The organism is Pseudomonadaceae bacterium SI-3, from assembly GCA_004010935.1.
Taxonomy (GTDB): Bacteria; Pseudomonadota; Gammaproteobacteria; order Pseudomonadales; family Pseudomonadaceae; genus Stutzerimonas.
Genome location: CP026511.1, coordinates 1043570 through 1059760, shown reverse-complemented (window position 1 = coordinate 1059760; position 16191 = coordinate 1043570). Strand labels below are relative to the sequence as shown.

Genomic DNA, 16191 nt, shown 5'->3' with positions numbered 1-16191 from the left:
ATGGAACGTGTGTACATCGGCCTCGGCAGCAATCTGGCCGAGCCACGCCAGCAGCTTCGCGGCGCCCTGGACGCTTTGGCACGCATTCCCAACTCGCAATTGGCAGTCGTCTCCTCGCTTTATCTCAGCGACCCGCTCGGCCCTGCTGACCAGCCCCGATACAACAATGCCGTGGCGGCGCTGGATACTTCGCTGTCACCGCTTGCTCTGCTTGATGCGCTGCAAGCGATCGAGCTCGCTCAAGGGCGTGAGCGCAAAGCCGAGCGCTGGGGCCCTCGCACACTGGATCTCGATATTCTGCTGTTCGGTAATCGGCTGATCAGCGAGCCCCGCCTGACGGTTCCGCATTACCACATGCATGCGCGGGCCTTTGTGCTCTACCCGCTGGCCGAGATTGCCCCCGCCGAACTCAAGCTCGCCGATGGCCGCTCGCTTGTTGAGTTGCTCGCTGCCTGCCCATTTGAAGGCCTCGAGCGGCTCCGCGACCCGCTGTAACCACTGGGTAACAGACGTAACCTGCGGGTAACACTCGCGATTGACTTAGCCCGCCGCCATCAGGACTATAAGCGCCCTCTGCCGGCACGCATCGAAACGGGGCAACCCTGACGCTCCGCCTGCAACGTGATCCCCGAGAGGCTTTAGGAGGACGGCTTTCATGCCAGACGTAACCCTGACCACCCTGCAAGGCCTCAAGCAGAAAGGCGAGAAGATCGTCATGCTGACCTGCTATGACGCAACCTTCGCCAAGACAGCCTGCGAAGCTGGTGTCGAGATGCTGCTGATCGGCGACTCCCTGGGCATGGTCCTGCAAGGTCACGACAGCACGCTGCCGGTTTCGGTTGACGAGATGGCGTACCACACGGCCTGTGTCAAACGCGGCAACCGCGGCGCCATGATCGTCGCTGATCTGCCGTTCATGGCCAACGCGACCGTCGAGCAAACGCTGAACAACTCATCGACCTTGATGAAGGCCGGCGCCCACATGGTCAAGGTCGAAGGCGCAGCCTGGCTGGCCGAGTCCATTTGCCTGCTGGCCGAGCGCGGGATCCCGGTTTGCGCGCACATGGGCCTCACCCCGCAGGCGGTCAACATCTTTGGGGGGTACAAGGTGCAGGGGCGCGAAGAAGCGCAGGCACAACAGATGATTGCCGACGCCAAGGCGCTTGAGGATGCTGGCGCGGCCATGCTGCTGCTCGAATGTGTCCCGAGCGAGCTGGCTGCGAGGATCACACAAGCGGTTACGGTTCCGGTCATCGGTATCGGTGCGGGCAGCGACACGGACGGCCAGGTACTGGTTCTGCACGACATGCTCGGCCTGTCGCTGACCGGCCGAGCGCCAAAGTTCGTCAAGAACTTCATGCGTGAGCATGGCGATATACCGACGGCCATTGCCGCGTACGTCCAGGCGGTCAAGTCCGTTGAGTTTCCTGCAGCCGAACATGGGTTCTCCGCATGAATGTGGTGAAAACCGTTGCTGATCTGCGCGCCGCGGTGGCCCGCGCGCGGGGCGAAGGCAAGCGCATCGGCTTCGTGCCGACCATGGGCAACCTGCATGCCGGCCATATCGCACTGGTCAAGAAGGCTGGCCAGCGTGCCGACTTCGTGGTTGCCAGCATCTTCGTCAATCCGCTGCAGTTCGGCCCCAACGAAGACCTCGCCAGCTATCCACGTACGCTCGCGGCCGACCAGGACAAGCTGTTCGAGGCCGGCTGCCACCTGCTGTTCGCGCCCAGCGTCGAGGAAATGTACCCGCACGGCCAGGCACTGCAGACCATCGTTCGGGTACCGGGCGTGTCCGAGGGACTCTGTGGCGGCAGCCGCCCAGGGCACTTCGACGGCGTTTCGACCGTGGTGAGCAAGCTGTTTAACATGGTGCTGCCGGACCTTGCGGTCTTCGGCCAGAAGGATTTCCAGCAACTGGCGGTTATCCGCACCATGGTCCGCGACCTGAACATGCCCGTGCAGATCATTGGCGAACCCATCGTGCGGGCTGACGACGGCCTCGCACTGTCTTCGCGCAACGGTTACCTCAGCGCCGACGAGCGCGCAACCGCGCCCGTACTTCACAGTACGCTGCAACAGCTGGCGGACGCCCTGCGCAACGGAGAACGGGACTACCCCGCCCTGCTCGCATCCGGCCATCAGGCACTGCAGGCTGCCGGCTTGCGGCCCGACTACTTGGAGATCCGCAACGCCGCGGACCTGCAACCGGTCAAGCCAGACAGCCACGAAGTTGTGATCCTCGCCGCAGCGTTCCTGGGCAAGACTCGGTTGCTGGATAACCTGCTGGTCGACATCGCTCCGCCAGTGGACTGATAACGGCCGATCATCGGCATAACCCAGCTCGGCCCTCGGTCTTGAACCGACCTGAGGGTTCGGGCACACTCTGCGCCGCTTGCGCCTCCGGAGGACCCCGCCATGCACGCCATCATGCTCAAGGCTAAACTGCACCGCGCCCAGGTGACCCATTCGGTGCTGGATTACGAAGGCTCCTGCGCCATCGACGGTGACTGGCTGGACCTCGCCGGCATCCGCGAATACGAGCAGATCCAGATCTACAACGTCGACAACGGCGAGCGCTTCACGACCTATGCCATCCGTGGCGAAGAAGGCTCGAAGATCATTTCCGTCAACGGCGCCGCCGCACACAAGGCTGGCGTTGGTCATCGGGTGATTATCTGTGCCTACGCCCACTACAGCGAAGCCGAACTGGCTAGCTTCAAACCACACGTTCTGTATATGGGCGCTGATGGGGATCTCAGTCACACCAGCAACGCGATTCCAGTTCAGGTCGCCTGATTCACCATCGGTTGTTCGAAAGCCCGCATCGCCAAGCGTGACGCGGGCTTTTTTGTGTGCAAAGGGTTTCCCCTGGCGGCGGAAATCTGCAATGGTCGCCCTGTTCTGGCCGCTATCCGTACCCTGTGCGCAACGCTTCGGAACGCCGCGCGTTTTTGCCAGTCAGACCAGTCTCGACGGTGCAGGATGCGCCGCCGCCGTTGCGGTCCAGCCGCAGCGGAACGCGCCTGTCACATTCAGGACGAATGCCAGCGTGCCAGCATGATCGAATGACTGTCCGAACGAATCGCAGAGCCGCAGACAGTCCGCCAAAGCAAAGGAAGCCGCACAACCATGAGTTACTACCAGCACCCTCTCGATGCCACCGGCCTGCCATCCTGGAAGGCTTTGGAAGAACACCGCCTGACCATGCAAAACTTCAGCATGCGCGAGGCATTCAAGGCCGATCCGACGCGCTTCGATGACCTGTCGGTATCCTGTTGCGGCCTGTTTCTCGATTATTCGAAGAACCTGATCACCCCCGAGACTCGCACTCTGCTGGTGAACCTGGCCCGCGAGGCTGGCGTCGAGCAAGCGGCTCGCGCCATGTTCGAAGGCGAGCGAATCAACGGCTCAGAAAATCGTCCAGTGCTGCACACCGCGTTGCGACGACCCATGGGCGAATCGGTGATGGTCGACGGGCAGAACATCATGCGTGACGTGCATGCTGCCCTGGCGCAGATGACTGACATCGTCACCCGTATTCATAACAACCTTTGGCGCGGCTTCAGCGACAAGACCATCACCGACGTGGTCAACATCGGCATCGGAGGATCCTTCCTCGGTCCACAGCTGGTCTCCGAAGCGCTCCTGCCCTTTACTCAGCACGGCGTGCGCACTCATTACCTGGCGAATATCGACGGTAGCGAGTTCCGCGAGGTGACCGCCAAACTGAACGTCGAGACCACGCTGTTCATCATTTCCAGCAAGACCTTCGGCACCCTCGAAACGCTGAAGAACGCCCAAGCTGCACGCACTTGGTACCTAGGCAAAGGCGGCACCGAAGAAAAGCTCTACCGGCATTTCATCGCTGTCACAAGCAACAAGAAAGCCGCCGTCGAGTTTGGTATCCGCGAGAAGAATATCTTCCCGATGTGGGACTGGGTTGGCGGCCGCTACTCGCTATGGTCGGCCATCGGTCTGCCGATCGCACTGGCCATCGGCATGTCCAACTTCAAGGACTTGCTCTCCGGCGCGTACAGCATGGACCAGCACTTCCTCAACGAGCCGTTCGAAAGCAACATGCCGATTCTGCTGGCGATGTTGGGCATCTGGTATCACAACTTCTGGGACGCGCAGAGCTACGCCTTCCTGCCCTATGACCACTATCTGCGAAACTTCGTCAAACACCTGCAGCAGATGGACATGGAATCCAACGGCAAGAGCGTGCGTCAGGACGGCACCCCAGTGTCCTGCACCACCGGACCGGTGATTTGGGGCGGCGTCGGCGCCAACGGCCAGCACGCTTACCACCAGCTGCTGCACCAGGGCACGCCGCTGATTCCGGCAGATTTCATCGTGCCAGTGGTCAGTCACAATCCGGTTGCCGATCACCATGAGTGGCTGTACGCCAACTGCCTGTCACAGAGCCAGGCGCTAATGCGCGGCAAGACGCGCGAAGAGGCCGAAGCCGAGCTGCGTGCAAAAGGCATGAGCGAAGCCGAAGTCGAGCGCCTGGCGCCGCACAAGGTCATTCCGGGTAATCGGCCAAGCAATACCGTGGTCATGGAAACCATCAGCCCCGGCCGCCTTGGTGCGCTGATCGCGCTCTATGAGCACAAGGTGTTCGTCCAAGGCGTGATCTGGGGAATCAACTCCTTCGACCAGTGGGGTGTGGAACTCGGCAAGGACCTGGGCAAAGCCGTATACGGCCAGATGACCAGCTTCGATGCGCAACCCGCCGAAGACGCCTCGACCCAGGGGTTGATCGACTTCTTCCGCGGCCGCCATCGCGGCTGATCGATGTGCAACACCGGACAGCGCTTGACCGCTGTCCGGTGCTCCTTCCTCCGCTGCTTCGCAGATACGCCTCCGGCACCACGCTGATCGACTGGGCCTGGGTAACGCCTGGACATCGAGTAAGATTCGACTTCCCAGCCCAGCCAGATGTCGCCCTTTTGGAAATGATCCGCCGTCACATCGAATCGCAGGTGCTCAGCCTCACCGGGCTGGCCATCGGCGGTGTCGACTACGAAAACCCGCCAGGCGACCCCGGTCTGTTCGGCCCAGCTTCGGTCTGCTGGCGCGTGCACGGCGACTTTACCTCGATGCTAATCGGCGGCATTTCCGCACTGCTGCTCCAAGCCCTGCATCCGCTTGCGCTCGCCGGCGTCTGGGATCACTCGAATTTCCGCGACGATCTGCTCGGCCGACTGCGTCGCACCGGCCAGTTCATCTCGGCGACCACCTTTGGTAGCCAGGCCGATGCGCAGCGGTTGATTGAACGGGTCCGAGCCATTCACCTGAAGGTTACCGGCCACGCACCCGACGGCCGCCCGTACGCCGCGTACGACCCGGACCTGCTGACCTGGGTGCATGTCGCCGAAGTCAGCAGCTTTCTCAAGGCGCACCTGCGTTACCTCAACCCGGCATTGCCAGGTCAGGAACAGGACCGCTACTACACCGAGGTCGCACGTATTGCCGAAGCGCTCGGCGCACGCAAGGTGCCGCGCTCGCGGCAGCAGATAGAGGACTATTTCGCGGCTATCCGGCCAGAACTGCGCTGTGATGAGCGCTCTCGGGAGATCGTACGCATCCTGTTCGAAGCGCCCGCTCCGAGTCGCCTCGCCAAGCCGTTCGGTGCCTTGATGATGCGCGCCGGCATCGACCTGTTGCCGGACTGGGCCAGCGATATGCTCGATCTCAGCCAGTCCGACCGCGAACGGCAACTGATTCGGATAGCAGTAAGGCGAACCGCCCCGGTGCTGCGCTGGGCCGTACGCAGCGGCTCGGTGCACCGGGCACGGCGCCGCATGGGCCTGCCCATACGCTAGCGTGACCGGCAGGTTCCGCACCTGGAGCCGCCTTCAGGCCTGTGCCAACATGAGTGCCCCGCGGGAGCCCGCACCTTCTTGAGGTTCAAGATCATGCAAGACGTCGTCATCGTCGCCGCCACTCGCACTGCTGTCGGCAGCTTTCAGGGCGCGCTGGCCAACATCCCTGCCGTCGACCTGGGCGCCGCGGTGATTCGCCAACTCCTTAAGCAGACCGGAATTGATGCCGCCGAGGTCGATGAAGTCATACTCGGCCAGGTTCTGACTGCTGGCGCGGGGCAAAACCCGGCGAGACAGGCGGCCATGAACGCAGGGTTGCCCCATGCGGTACCGGCGATGACCCTGAACAAGGTTTGCGGCTCCGGCCTCAAAGCGCTGCACCTGGCGGCGCAAGCGATCCGCTGTGGCGACGCCGAAGTGGTGATTGCAGGCGGCATGGAAAACATGAGCCTGGCGCCGTACGTCATGCCCGCCGCACGCACGGGCTTGCGCATGGGTCACGGCAAGCTGATCGACAGCATGATTCAGGACGGCCTTTGGGACGCGTTCAACGACTACCACATGGGCATCACCGCCGAAAATCTGGTGGAAAAGTACGGCGTCACGCGCGAAGCGCAGGATGCATTCGCTGCCTCCTCACAGCAAAAGGCAATTGCCGCCATCGAAGCCGGGCGTCTGCGCGACGAAATTACCCCGGTCGAGATTCCGCAGCGCAAGGGCGAGCCGCTGGTTTTCGATACAGACGAGCAGCCACGGGCGGGCACCACGGCAGAGAGCCTGGCCAAACTCAAACCAGCCTTCAAGAAGGACGGCAGCGTAACGGCCGGTAACGCCTCCAGCCTCAACGACGGTGCCGCGGCCGTGTTGCTGATGAGCGCCGGGAAGGCCAAGACGCTTGGCCTAACAGTGCTGGCTCGCATCGCCAGCTATGCCAACGCTGGCGTCGATCCTGCGATCATGGGCATCGGCCCGGTATCGGCCACGCGCCGCTGCCTGGAAAAGGCCGGCTGGACGCTCGATGAGCTGGACCTGATCGAAGCCAACGAAGCCTTTGCGGCACAAGCGCTATCGGTCGGCCAAGAGCTGGGTTGGGATCAACAGAAGGTCAACGTCAACGGCGGCGCTATCGCCATCGGCCACCCGATTGGCGCGTCGGGCTGCCGCATCCTGGTAACCCTGTTGCATGAGATGATCCGCCGCGACGTCCATAAAGGATTGGCAACGCTCTGCATCGGTGGCGGTCAGGGCGTCGCGCTGGCAATCGAACGCTGACCGACAGGCAGCCCGCCGGCCCATTATCGGCAATTTCCGATAAACTGCGCGGCCCTCTTTCCCGAGTCGCCGCGCATGCCCTCTCTCGAACAGGCGCTGCGCGCCGCCTACCTCAATCGCGAAGCACTGCTCTCCGAACTGCACCGTCAGGCCACCGACTGCTATCGGTTGTTCCATGGCAGTCAGGAGGGCTCACCAGGGCTCACCGTCGACCGTTACGGCCCGCTGCTACTGGTACAGAGCTTCCATCAGCCGCTTGAACATGACGCCCTGCTGACGCTGCATGAGCAGATATGCACCGAGCTCGACCTGCCCTTGGCACTCGTCTACAACGATCGCTCCCAAGGCAACTCGCGTATCGACCGCAGCGATCCGGTATATCGCGCAGCACCTTCGGCACTGGAAGACGTGATCGGTCACGAGTGGGGCCTGAACTACCGCGTCCGTGCACGCCATAGCGGCCAGGACCCGCTGCTGTTTCTGGACTTGCGCAATGTGCGCGGCTGGGTCAAGGCCAACAGTGCCGGCAAGTCTGTGCTTAACCTCTTCGCCTACACCTGCGGGGTCGGCCTTTGCGCTGCCGCTGGTGGTGCTCGTGAGGTTTGCAATCTGGATTTCGCCGAAAGCAACCTCGCGGTGGGCCGCGAGAACGGCGCGCTGAATCCTGAGCTGGCCCCGATGCAGTTCATTCAGTCGGATTACTTTCCCGCGATCCGTCAGCTCGCCGACATGCCGATCCCGCAGCGACGCGGCCGTCCACTGCCAGACTACCCGCGCCTGTCACCGAAGCAGTTCGATCTGGTTTTGCTCGATCCTCCCGCCTGGTCGAAGAGCGCGTTCGGAACCGTCGACCTGCTGCGCGACTACCAAAGCCTGCTCAAACCCGCCCTACTCGCGACCGCCGAGAACGGCGTCCTCATCTGCTGCAACAACCTGGCAAAGGTCGATCTCGACGACTGGCGCGATCAAGTCCTGCGCTGCGCAACCAAGGCTGGTCGGCCGGTTCAGGACTGCCAAGTATTGCCACCGGCCGCCGACTTCCCGTCAACGGACGGCAAGCCGCCGCTCAAGGTGCTGATGCTCCAGTTGTGAGGTAACGCGCGCCCGCGCGCGCAGGAGGAACCCGCGTGCCATGCCATACTCCAAGGCAGTTCATCGCTTGGAAAGTAGGTCCGCATGCCCAACGGAATGAAGCGCGCGCTCATCGGCGTGATGACCGCCCTAATCGTCTATTGCCTGCTCGGTCTTCTGATCCTGCCCGGAGTGGCGGAGCGTGTCGTCAACCAACAGCTGGCAAAATACGCGACGGTACCGGCTCGCCTTGAGCGGATCGAGTTCAATCCGTTCACCTTGAACTTGAGACTCCACAACCTGCACTTGGGCGAGCCGGATGCCGAGCAACTGGCTTTCGAGCGGTTATTCGTTGACCTCGATTGGGACAGCCTGTGGAGCCGCTCCCTGCACTTTTCGGATATCGAGCTCATCGGGCCGAACGCCGAAGTCCTGTTTGACATTGACGGCAAGCTGAACCTGGCCGAGCTGTTCGAGCTGCCCAGCAATGAAGATACGCCCGCAGAGGATAAAGAGCCCCTAGCCCTGCGCATCGATCGCCTGCAACTGGCCGGCGGACGGGTGCATTTCGCTGATCAGCGAACCCAGGAGCCGATCGACTTCCTGCTCGACTCGCTGGAGTTTGAGCTCCTTAACTTTGCGACCCGCTCGGACGACGCCGCTGATGCCGTCCTAGTTGCCAGAGGCCCGGACGGATCACGCATCAAATGGAAAGGTCAGCTCAACCTCTCCCCCGTCACGTCCACCGGCCAGCTTGAAATAGATGGGCTGGCACTGAAGACCTTCTGGCCCTATGTCCGCGACATAGCACCGCTCGCCCTTAACGAAGGGCAGCTGAGCCTAAAGACCGAGTACCAGCTCGACCTCAGCAAGGGCACTTCACTTCAATTGAGCGACGCGAGCGCTACGCTGGCATCGCTGAGTATCGATAGCCTCCAAGGCCAGCCTTTACTCCGTTTGGAACAGGCAGACATCGCCCAAGCTTCGTTGGACTTGCCGAAACGACAACTCACCCTCGGCCAGCTGCGCAGCCAGGCACTGGAGAGCTGGCTGATTCGTGAGCCTGACGGCCAACTCAATTGGCAGCGCTTGCTTGCCAGCAAGCCAGAACCGCAACCGCAGCCAACCGACACAGAGGAGCAACCGGCGCAGGATGAGCCTAAGCCAACGCAGGAAGGTGATGCATCTGATCAGCCTTGGCGGATCGTTCTACGTGACGCTGAACTGCGTAACTATCAGCTGCACTTGGCGGATAACGTTCCTGAGCCAAACGTCGAACTGGAACTCGGGCCCCTCGATCTGGACGTGCGTAACTTCGACAGCCGCGGCACAGCTCCGATGGAGCTCAAGCTGACCACCGAGGTCGGTAAACAAGGTTCGCTACTTGCCGAAGGCCAGCTGACATTGACGCCAATGCAGGGGAGCTTCGACGTCACGCTGGCAGGCATCGACTTGCGCTTGGCACAGCCCTATTTGTCGCCGTTCGTTCACCTGGAGTTACGCAGCGGACTGCTGGCGAGCCAGCTTGCGGTCGAGCTGACGGGCGTCGAGCCGCTAGCATTTCATATAGGCGGTTCCGCCGAGATTACCCAGCTTCATACGCTCGACACCATCCAGGACCGTGACTTGATGAAATGGCAGTCGTTGCAGGTCAGCGGTCTGGACTATAGCTATCCGAACGCGCTGCAGATCGAAAAGATCGACCTGAACCAGCCCTATGCACGCTTCATTATCAACCCGGACCTGACGACCAACATCAATGACCTGCTGGTAGACAAGCCCTCAGCTTCGCCCAACCAAGAGGCTCCACCCTCCGAAGCACCCGCCTCCCCAGACGAGCCAGACGTGCCCTTCGCGTTGCGGATTGGCGGTATCCAAATAGCCGAAGGCTCAGCCAACTTCTCCGACCTCAGTCTGCGCCCGCCCTTCATCACTGCTATCCAAGATCTCGGCGGTAGCATCGGCACCCTCGATAATCGTCAGCACAACGCTGCCAGCGTTGATATAGAGGGCAAAGTTGATCGTTACGCACCCGTGAGCATCGAGGGCAGCCTGACGCCTTTCGAGCCGCTCCAGAGCCTCGACATCACCACCCGCTTCAGGCAGGTCGAGCTGACCACGCTCTCGCCCTATTCAGCCAAGTTCGCGGGCTATCGCATTCGCAAGGGACGGCTCAACCTGGATTTGCATTACCGTATCCAGCAAGGGCAGCTGAACGCTGAAAACGAAGTAGTGCTGGAAGAGCTGCAGCTGGGCGAAAAAGTTGACAGCGAGCAGGCCGTAGATCTGCCGGTGCGCCTTGCGGTGGCGCTATTGAAAGACAGTAGCGGCACCATTGCGCTGAAGATTCCCGTACAGGGAGATCTCAAGAATCCGCAGTTCGACGTGGTGCCCATCATCTGGCAGACGTTGCGCAATCTGGTAGTACGAGCAGCCAAGTCGCCCTTCAAATTCCTTGGAGGACTCGTCGGTCGTGAACAGGCGGATCTTAGCCAGATTCTGTTCCTGCCCGGTAGCAGCGAACTGGACAGCAGAGCGCGCAGCAAGCTCGACGCGCTGGCCAGCGCACTCAAGGAGCGCCCCGTACTCCGCCTGGAGGTCGAAGGCATGAGTGCTCCGGCAGTTGATGGCGCACTTCTCGCCGAACAGTGGCTGGAGCGTGAATATCAGCAGACCTGGTATAAAGTTTTGCAGCGACGTGGTGATACCGTTCCCGCCGATCCATCCATGCTCGAAATCGGTGAAGAAGAAAAGGCCGCCATGTTGGAAGGAATCTATCGCAGCCGCCTGCAGCAACAACCACCCGCCGAGTGGCAAAGTCTCGACGCTGAAGCCCGCACGCGGCAGCTTCGGCAAGCGATTCTAAGCAGCCGTGAAACCAGCACGGCACTCCTGCGGCGCCTGAGCCGTGCACGAGCCGCCAGCATCAAGGACTATCTGGTAGACAACGCAGGGCTGGCTGCAGACAGGGTGTACCTGCTCGATACCGGCATCACCCAGACTGTCCAGGACGGTGGAGTCCCAACGGTGCTGCATTTGGAGGCGGAATGAGAACAATCGGGCGTTACTGGAAGATGGTCTTCCTGTTCGCGGCCAGCTTAGCGAGTTCAATAGCCGGCGCAGACACCCTCCGCTGTGGAAGCAACCTGATCAACACAGGCGACCGCACCTTTGAGGTCGAGCGTAAATGTGGCCAACCTGTTCAGCGTGATCTGGTGGGCTACACACTGGGCCCAAACCAACGCCGGGAAATGATGCGCGAGGAATGGGTATACGGCCCCGACAATGGGGTATTCAACATCCTCACATTCGAGGGAAACCGACTGGTACGGATCGAAACCAGCCGAGCTAATTGATCAGGGAGTCACCATGCAAAAAAGTGCCGTACTGGCTGCGCTTACCATCACGTTCTGTACGCTACATGCGCAGGCCTCCTCGACCTTTCGTTGCGGAAGCAACCTCGTCAGCCTGCGAGCCTCGACAGCCGAAGTACAAGCCAAGTGCGGTGAGCCCACCAGCCGTGCACTGACCGGGTATAAGGAGCTGGTCGACGAATACGGTTTTCGTCAGGAGGTGCAAATTGAAGAGTGGACCTATGGCCCCACTAATGGCATGTACCATTTTCTGCGCTTCGAGGGTAACCGCCTCAGCAACATCGATAGCGAACGAGGCTGACCGGCAACAAAAAAAACCCGCTGCAAGCAGCGGGTTCCAGTGTTACCTGACCCGTTAGTCGACCGCTTTCAGACCGTCTGCAGAAACGTCTTTGACGCCTTCGATCGTCTTGGCCTTGTCGATGGCCATCTCACGCTGTGCTTCGGTAGCCACAGTACCGGACAGTGAAACCACGCCGTTGTTGGTTTCGACTTCAATCTCCATGCCTGGAGTCGAGTCGCCAGCAAGCAGAGCAGATTTAACTTTGGTGGTGATCCAGGTGTCAGACATCGCCTCGCCGGCTTCGTCTGCGGTGTGCTCAGCGGCGTCCATGGTGTCGCTGGCAGCCAACATCATTGGTTGGGCCTCGTCAAATGCAGGCGTGGTGTCGGCGAACGCAGCCCCTGCCAGCGGCAAGCTCAAGGCAGTCGCAATGGTGGCAGCAGTAATAGAGGTCTGGATCTTGTTCATGAGTGGCACTCCTGTTTTCTCATAGTAACTGCGGTATGTCTCCGCAGATTCACCTAATAGGTCGCAAGCTACGTGCCAAGCTAAGGATTTATAAATATTCTTAATATTCAATGACATAAGGCATAGTAGTGCCGCTCTGCCACTAGCACTCTGCATGTTTCGATCAAGCGAAGCGTGCAGACTGCAATGCGCTCAACGCGCGCAACGTTTTGACCAGCATTTCGCCGCCGCAAAAAAAAGAGCCCCGAGGGGCTCTTCTTGTCACTGGGATGCTTTATGCGCCTGATGCTTCGGCAGCAGCCACATCCTTGATCGACAGTTTGATACGGCCGCGGTTGTCGACGTCCAACACCAGGACCTTCACTTCCTGGCCTTCCTTGAGCACGTCGGTCACCTTCTCGACGCGCTGATCGCTCAGCATCGAGATATGCACCAGACCATCCTTGCCTGGGAGGATGTTGACGAATGCGCCGAAGTCGACGATGCGCTCAACCTTGCCGACATAGATCTTGCCGATCTCAGCCTCAGCGGTGATACCCAGAACCCGCTGCTTGGCGGCTTCTGCAGCTTCCTTGGTCTCACCAAAGATCTTGATCGAGCCGTCATCTTCGATATCGATCGAGGCTTTGGTCTCTTCGCAGATGCTGCGAATGGTCGCGCCACCCTTGCCGATAACGTCGCGGATCTTGTCTTGGTCGATCTTCATCGCAATCATGGTCGGCGCGTTGGCCGACAGCTCTGTACGCGACTGACCGATGACCTGGTTCATCTGGCCGAGAATGTTCAGACGCGCTTCAAGCGCCTGACCCAGCGCGATCTCCATGATCTCTTCGGTGATGCCCTGGATCTTGATATCCATCTGCAGCGCGGTCACGCCCTTGGAGGTACCGGCCACCTTGAAGTCCATGTCACCCAGGTGATCTTCGTCACCCAGAATGTCGGTCAGAACCGCGAACTTTTCGCCTTCCTTGACCAGACCCATGGCAATACCGGCTACCGGCGCTTTCATCGGCACGCCGGCATCCATCAGCGCGAGCGAAGCACCGCAGACCGAAGCCATAGAGCTGGAGCCGTTCGACTCGGTGATTTCCGACACCACGCGAATGGTGTAGGGAAATTCGTCAGCGCTCGGCAGCATTGCAGCAACCGAACGGCGAGCCAGACGGCCGTGACCGATTTCGCGGCGACCGGTAGCGCCCATGCGGCCACACTCGCCCACCGAGTAAGGCGGGAAGTTGTAGTGCAGCATGAAGGGATCTTTCTTCTCGCCTTCCAGGGTGTCGAGCAGTTGCGCGTCACGGGCGGTGCCGAGGGTGGCAACGACCAGCGCCTGGGTTTCACCACGGGTGAACAGCGCCGAGCCGTGGGTCTTGTCGAGTACACCGACCTCAATGTTCAGACCACGAACAGTACGGGTGTCGCGACCATCGATGCGCGGCTTACCGTTGACGATGTTCTCGCGAACGGTGCGGTACTCGATTTCGCCGAAGGCTTCTTTGACTTCGCCAGCTGTCGGCTGGCCTTCTTCACCGGAGAACTTGGCAACGACCTGATCTTTCAGCTCACCCAGGCGCGCGTAGCGGTCCTGCTTGATGGTGATGGTGTACGCCTGCGAGATCGCCTCGCCGAATTCGCTGCGAATGGCATTGAGCAGCTGGGTATTTTCAGCCTTTGGCTGCCAATCCCAGGTCGGCTTGCCCGCTTCGGCTGCCAACTCAGTAACGGCCTGCACTACGGCCTGGAACTCGTCGTGAGCGAAGAGTACCGCGCCCAGCATCTGGTCTTCGGTAAGCTCTTTGGCTTCCGACTCGACCATCAGTACGGCATCTTTGGTACCGGCAACGACCATGTCCAGGCTCGAGGCCTTGAGCTGTTCGTAAGTCGGGTTCAACAGGTAGCCGGTTTCCGGGTGGAAGGCAACGCGAGCAGCACCGATCGGACCGTTGAACGGGATGCCGGAAATCGCCAGCGCAGCCGAAGTACCGATCATCGCAGCGATGTCCGGATCAGTCTTCTTGCTGGTCGAAACGACAGTACAGATCACCTGGACTTCGTTCTGGAAGCCTTCAGGAAACAGAGGACGGATCGGACGGTCGATCAGCCGCGAGGTCAGGGTTTCCTTTTCGGAAGGACGCGCTTCACGCTTGAAGAAACCGCCTGGAATCTTGCCGGCTGCGTAGGTCTTTTCCTGATAGTGAACCGAGAGCGGGAAAAAGCCCTTGCTCGGGTCTGCAGTTTTAGCGCCAGTGACGGCAACCAGCACGGTCACGTCGTCATCAACGGTGACCAGTACGGCGCCGCTGGCTTGACGGGCGATACGGCCGGTCTCGAGGGTTACGGTCGATTGACCGAATTGAAATTTCTTGATTACCGGGTTCACGGTGGTTCCTTCTCTATGTTGCCTTGGGGGAAACTTTTCTCACGCCTCGCGGGCCATGCCACGCGCGAAGCGCTTTATTCGAATTCTTGGGCAGTGCAGGGTATCGACCCGAACGCTGTCCAGAGGTGTACCTCTGAAAGGCAAAAGCTGGAAGCAGGGCGAGCCCTACTTCCAGCTTTGGCATTCAGCTTCGCACCAGCATCGCTTAGCGACGCAGACCCAGACGACCGATCAGGGTGCTGTAACGAGTGGTGTCCTTGCCCTTCAGGTAATCCAGCAGCTTGCGGCGCTGGTTAACCATACGGATCAGACCACGACGCGAGTGGTGATCTTTACCGTTGGCCTTGAAGTGACCTTGCAGCTTGTTGATGTTGGTGGTCAGCAGGGCAACCTGCACTTCCGGCGAACCGGTATCACCTTCAGCTTGCTGGTACTCGCTAACGATCTGAGCTTTTTCTTCAACGCTAAGTGCCATGATGGGCTCCTTCTATGAACAGGCCGGGACATGTCCCGTGTTTTAAAAGAGGTGTGACCGTGCCTGCCAACAGCCATCCTCGTAACGCTGCACACCTTAAAGGTAAGCTGCGTATCGGTCATTCCGACCGAATCAGTCGACGCGGCGCAATACGCCCGTCTTCGCTCACCTCACCGATACCGATGAAGCGACCGTTATGATCCTGCACTCGCAGCATGCCGAATTTCGGCGCTTCCGGGGCACGTACTGGCTGCCCATGCAACCAATAAAACGCGCTGTGCTCTGAAAGTTGCAGTAGAGGCCAATGTTCAAGCCCGCTATCCACCGGTTTCAGAAAGGCATCAACCGCCTCAGCGCCCCCTTCTGCGTGCACTCGTTCCAGCTCTTCAAGACTGACCGTCTGGCTGAGATCGAACGGCCCCGCTTGAGTTCTACGCAGTTCGGCGACGTGCGCACCACAACCCAGCGCATGCCCGATATCCTCGACCAACGTCCGGATATAGGTGCCTTTGCTACAGGCAACCGCCAATCGCGCACGGTCATCTTCAAGCGACAACAAATCCAAGCGCGCAATGGTAACAGAACGCGGCTCGCGCTCCACTACCTCTCCAGCTCGCGCCAGCTTGTACAGCGGCTGGCCATCGCGTTTGAGTGCCGAATACATCGGCGGCACTTGCTGCAGATCACCGCGAAACTGTGGCAAAAGCGCCTCTAGCTGCGCTTGGCTGACGGCGACCGGCTTACGCTCGATCACCTCACCTTCTGCATCGGCCGTGGTAGTGGTCACACCGAGTTGGGCAACGGTCTCGTAGCCCTTATCAGCATCCAGCAAATATTGAGAGAACTTGGTAGCTTCCCCGAAACACAGTGGCAGAACACCGGTCGCCAGCGGGTCCAGACTACCGGTATGCCCGGCCTTCTCGGCGTTGAGCAACCAGCGAACTTTCTGCAGCGCGGCGTTCGATGTGAAGCCGCGGGGCTTGTCGAGAAGAATGATGCCGCTGACCGCGCGGCGGATGCGTTTTACCTGGGCCAAA

The 16191-nt window shown here is 60.3% G+C and carries 15 protein-coding genes; 11 read left to right on the top strand and 4 right to left on the bottom strand.

Annotated elements, in window-relative coordinates:
* The 11 genes from folK to C1896_05035 all read left to right on the top strand — a co-directional run bounded on the left by folK (position 1) and on the right by C1896_05035 (position 11849).
* Entirely contained in the window at positions 1-495 is a 495-nt protein-coding gene (gene folK, locus C1896_05085) for a 2-amino-4-hydroxy-6-hydroxymethyldihydropteridine diphosphokinase (protein AZZ44335.1), read from the top strand.
* Between the two features lie 160 nt (positions 496-655).
* Complete coding sequence (panB, locus tag C1896_05080; protein ID AZZ44334.1) at positions 656-1456, top strand: 3-methyl-2-oxobutanoate hydroxymethyltransferase; 801 nt, start codon at positions 656-658, stop codon at positions 1454-1456.
* A complete protein-coding gene (locus C1896_05075) occupies positions 1453-2316 on the top strand; it encodes a pantoate--beta-alanine ligase (protein AZZ44333.1) in 864 nt (287 codons plus the stop codon). Before panB ends, C1896_05075 begins: the two co-directional genes overlap by 4 nt.
* Positions 2317-2418: 102 nt before the next feature.
* Positions 2419-2799, top strand: a complete 381-nt coding sequence (locus C1896_05070) for an aspartate 1-decarboxylase (protein ID AZZ44332.1) — start codon at positions 2419-2421, stop codon at positions 2797-2799.
* A gap of 333 nt (positions 2800-3132) precedes the next feature.
* Positions 3133-4797, top strand: a complete 1665-nt coding sequence (locus tag C1896_05065; GenBank protein ID AZZ44331.1) for a glucose-6-phosphate isomerase — start codon at positions 3133-3135, stop codon at positions 4795-4797.
* Positions 4798-4955: 158 nt separating this feature from the next.
* Positions 4956-5831, top strand: coding sequence for a histidine kinase (locus C1896_05060; protein AZZ44330.1), 876 nt, complete (start codon positions 4956-4958; stop codon positions 5829-5831).
* Between the two features lie 93 nt (positions 5832-5924).
* Complete coding sequence (locus C1896_05055) at positions 5925-7103, top strand: acetyl-CoA C-acyltransferase (GenBank protein ID AZZ44329.1); 1179 nt, start codon at positions 5925-5927, stop codon at positions 7101-7103.
* Positions 7104-7178: 75 nt separating this feature from the next.
* The gene (locus C1896_05050; GenBank protein AZZ44328.1) at positions 7179-8195 is read left to right on the top strand and encodes an SAM-dependent methyltransferase; all 1017 of its coding nucleotides are present in this window, start codon (positions 7179-7181) and stop codon (positions 8193-8195) included.
* A gap of 84 nt (positions 8196-8279) precedes the next feature.
* Positions 8280-11225 carry a hypothetical protein gene (locus tag C1896_05045; protein AZZ44327.1) on the top strand — a complete coding sequence of 982 codons (2946 nt, stop codon included), beginning with the start codon at positions 8280-8282 and terminating at the stop codon, positions 11223-11225.
* Between the two features lie 23 nt (positions 11226-11248).
* Positions 11249-11530 carry a DUF2845 domain-containing protein gene (locus C1896_05040; GenBank protein AZZ47534.1) on the top strand — a complete coding sequence of 94 codons (282 nt, stop codon included), beginning with the start codon at positions 11249-11251 and terminating at the stop codon, positions 11528-11530.
* A 13-nt stretch (positions 11531-11543) separates the two neighbouring features.
* On the top strand, positions 11544-11849 hold the full coding sequence (locus C1896_05035) for a hypothetical protein (protein ID AZZ44326.1): 306 nt from the start codon (positions 11544-11546) through the stop codon (positions 11847-11849).
* Positions 11850-11903: 54 nt separating this feature from the next.
* On the opposite strand, the gene C1896_05030 is transcribed toward C1896_05035, so the two are convergent.
* The 4 genes from C1896_05030 to C1896_05015 all read right to left on the bottom strand — a co-directional run bounded on the left by C1896_05030 (position 11904) and on the right by C1896_05015 (position 16190).
* Complete coding sequence (locus tag C1896_05030; GenBank protein ID AZZ44325.1) at positions 11904-12299, bottom strand: osmY; 396 nt, start codon at positions 12297-12299, stop codon at positions 11904-11906.
* Positions 12300-12573: 274 nt separating this feature from the next.
* Positions 12574-14679 (bottom strand): polyribonucleotide nucleotidyltransferase, encoded by a 2106-nt coding sequence (pnp, locus tag C1896_05025; protein ID AZZ44324.1) that lies wholly within the window; start codon positions 14677-14679, stop codon positions 12574-12576.
* A gap of 205 nt (positions 14680-14884) precedes the next feature.
* Positions 14885-15154 carry a 30S ribosomal protein S15 gene (locus C1896_05020; GenBank protein AZZ44323.1) on the bottom strand — a complete coding sequence of 90 codons (270 nt, stop codon included), beginning with the start codon at positions 15152-15154 and terminating at the stop codon, positions 14885-14887.
* A 118-nt stretch (positions 15155-15272) separates the two neighbouring features.
* Complete coding sequence (locus C1896_05015; GenBank protein AZZ44322.1) at positions 15273-16190, bottom strand: tRNA pseudouridine(55) synthase TruB; 918 nt, start codon at positions 16188-16190, stop codon at positions 15273-15275.
* Between the last annotated feature and the right edge of the window lies 1 nt (position 16191).

Excerpts from the sequence above, each read along its gene's own strand:
- folK (AZZ44335.1), top strand. The coding sequence starts at position 1 with ATGGAACGTGTGTACATCGGCCTCGGCAGCAATCTGGCCGAGCCACGC.
- panB (AZZ44334.1), top strand. The coding sequence starts at position 656 with ATGCCAGACGTAACCCTGACCACCCTGCAAGGCCTCAAGCAGAAAGGC.
- C1896_05075 (AZZ44333.1), top strand. The coding sequence starts at position 1,453 with ATGAATGTGGTGAAAACCGTTGCTGATCTGCGCGCCGCGGTGGCCCGC.
- C1896_05070 (AZZ44332.1), top strand. The coding sequence starts at position 2,419 with ATGCACGCCATCATGCTCAAGGCTAAACTGCACCGCGCCCAGGTGACC.
- C1896_05065 (AZZ44331.1), top strand. The coding sequence starts at position 3,133 with ATGAGTTACTACCAGCACCCTCTCGATGCCACCGGCCTGCCATCCTGG.
- C1896_05055 (AZZ44329.1), top strand. The coding sequence starts at position 5,925 with ATGCAAGACGTCGTCATCGTCGCCGCCACTCGCACTGCTGTCGGCAGC.
- C1896_05050 (AZZ44328.1), top strand. The coding sequence starts at position 7,179 with ATGCCCTCTCTCGAACAGGCGCTGCGCGCCGCCTACCTCAATCGCGAA.
- C1896_05045 (AZZ44327.1), top strand. The coding sequence starts at position 8,280 with ATGCCCAACGGAATGAAGCGCGCGCTCATCGGCGTGATGACCGCCCTA.
- C1896_05040 (AZZ47534.1), top strand. The coding sequence starts at position 11,249 with ATGGTCTTCCTGTTCGCGGCCAGCTTAGCGAGTTCAATAGCCGGCGCA.
- C1896_05035 (AZZ44326.1), top strand. The coding sequence starts at position 11,544 with ATGCAAAAAAGTGCCGTACTGGCTGCGCTTACCATCACGTTCTGTACG.
- C1896_05030 (AZZ44325.1), bottom strand. The coding sequence starts at position 12,299 with ATGAACAAGATCCAGACCTCTATTACTGCTGCCACCATTGCGACTGCC.
- C1896_05020 (AZZ44323.1), bottom strand. The coding sequence starts at position 15,154 with ATGGCACTTAGCGTTGAAGAAAAAGCTCAGATCGTTAGCGAGTACCAG.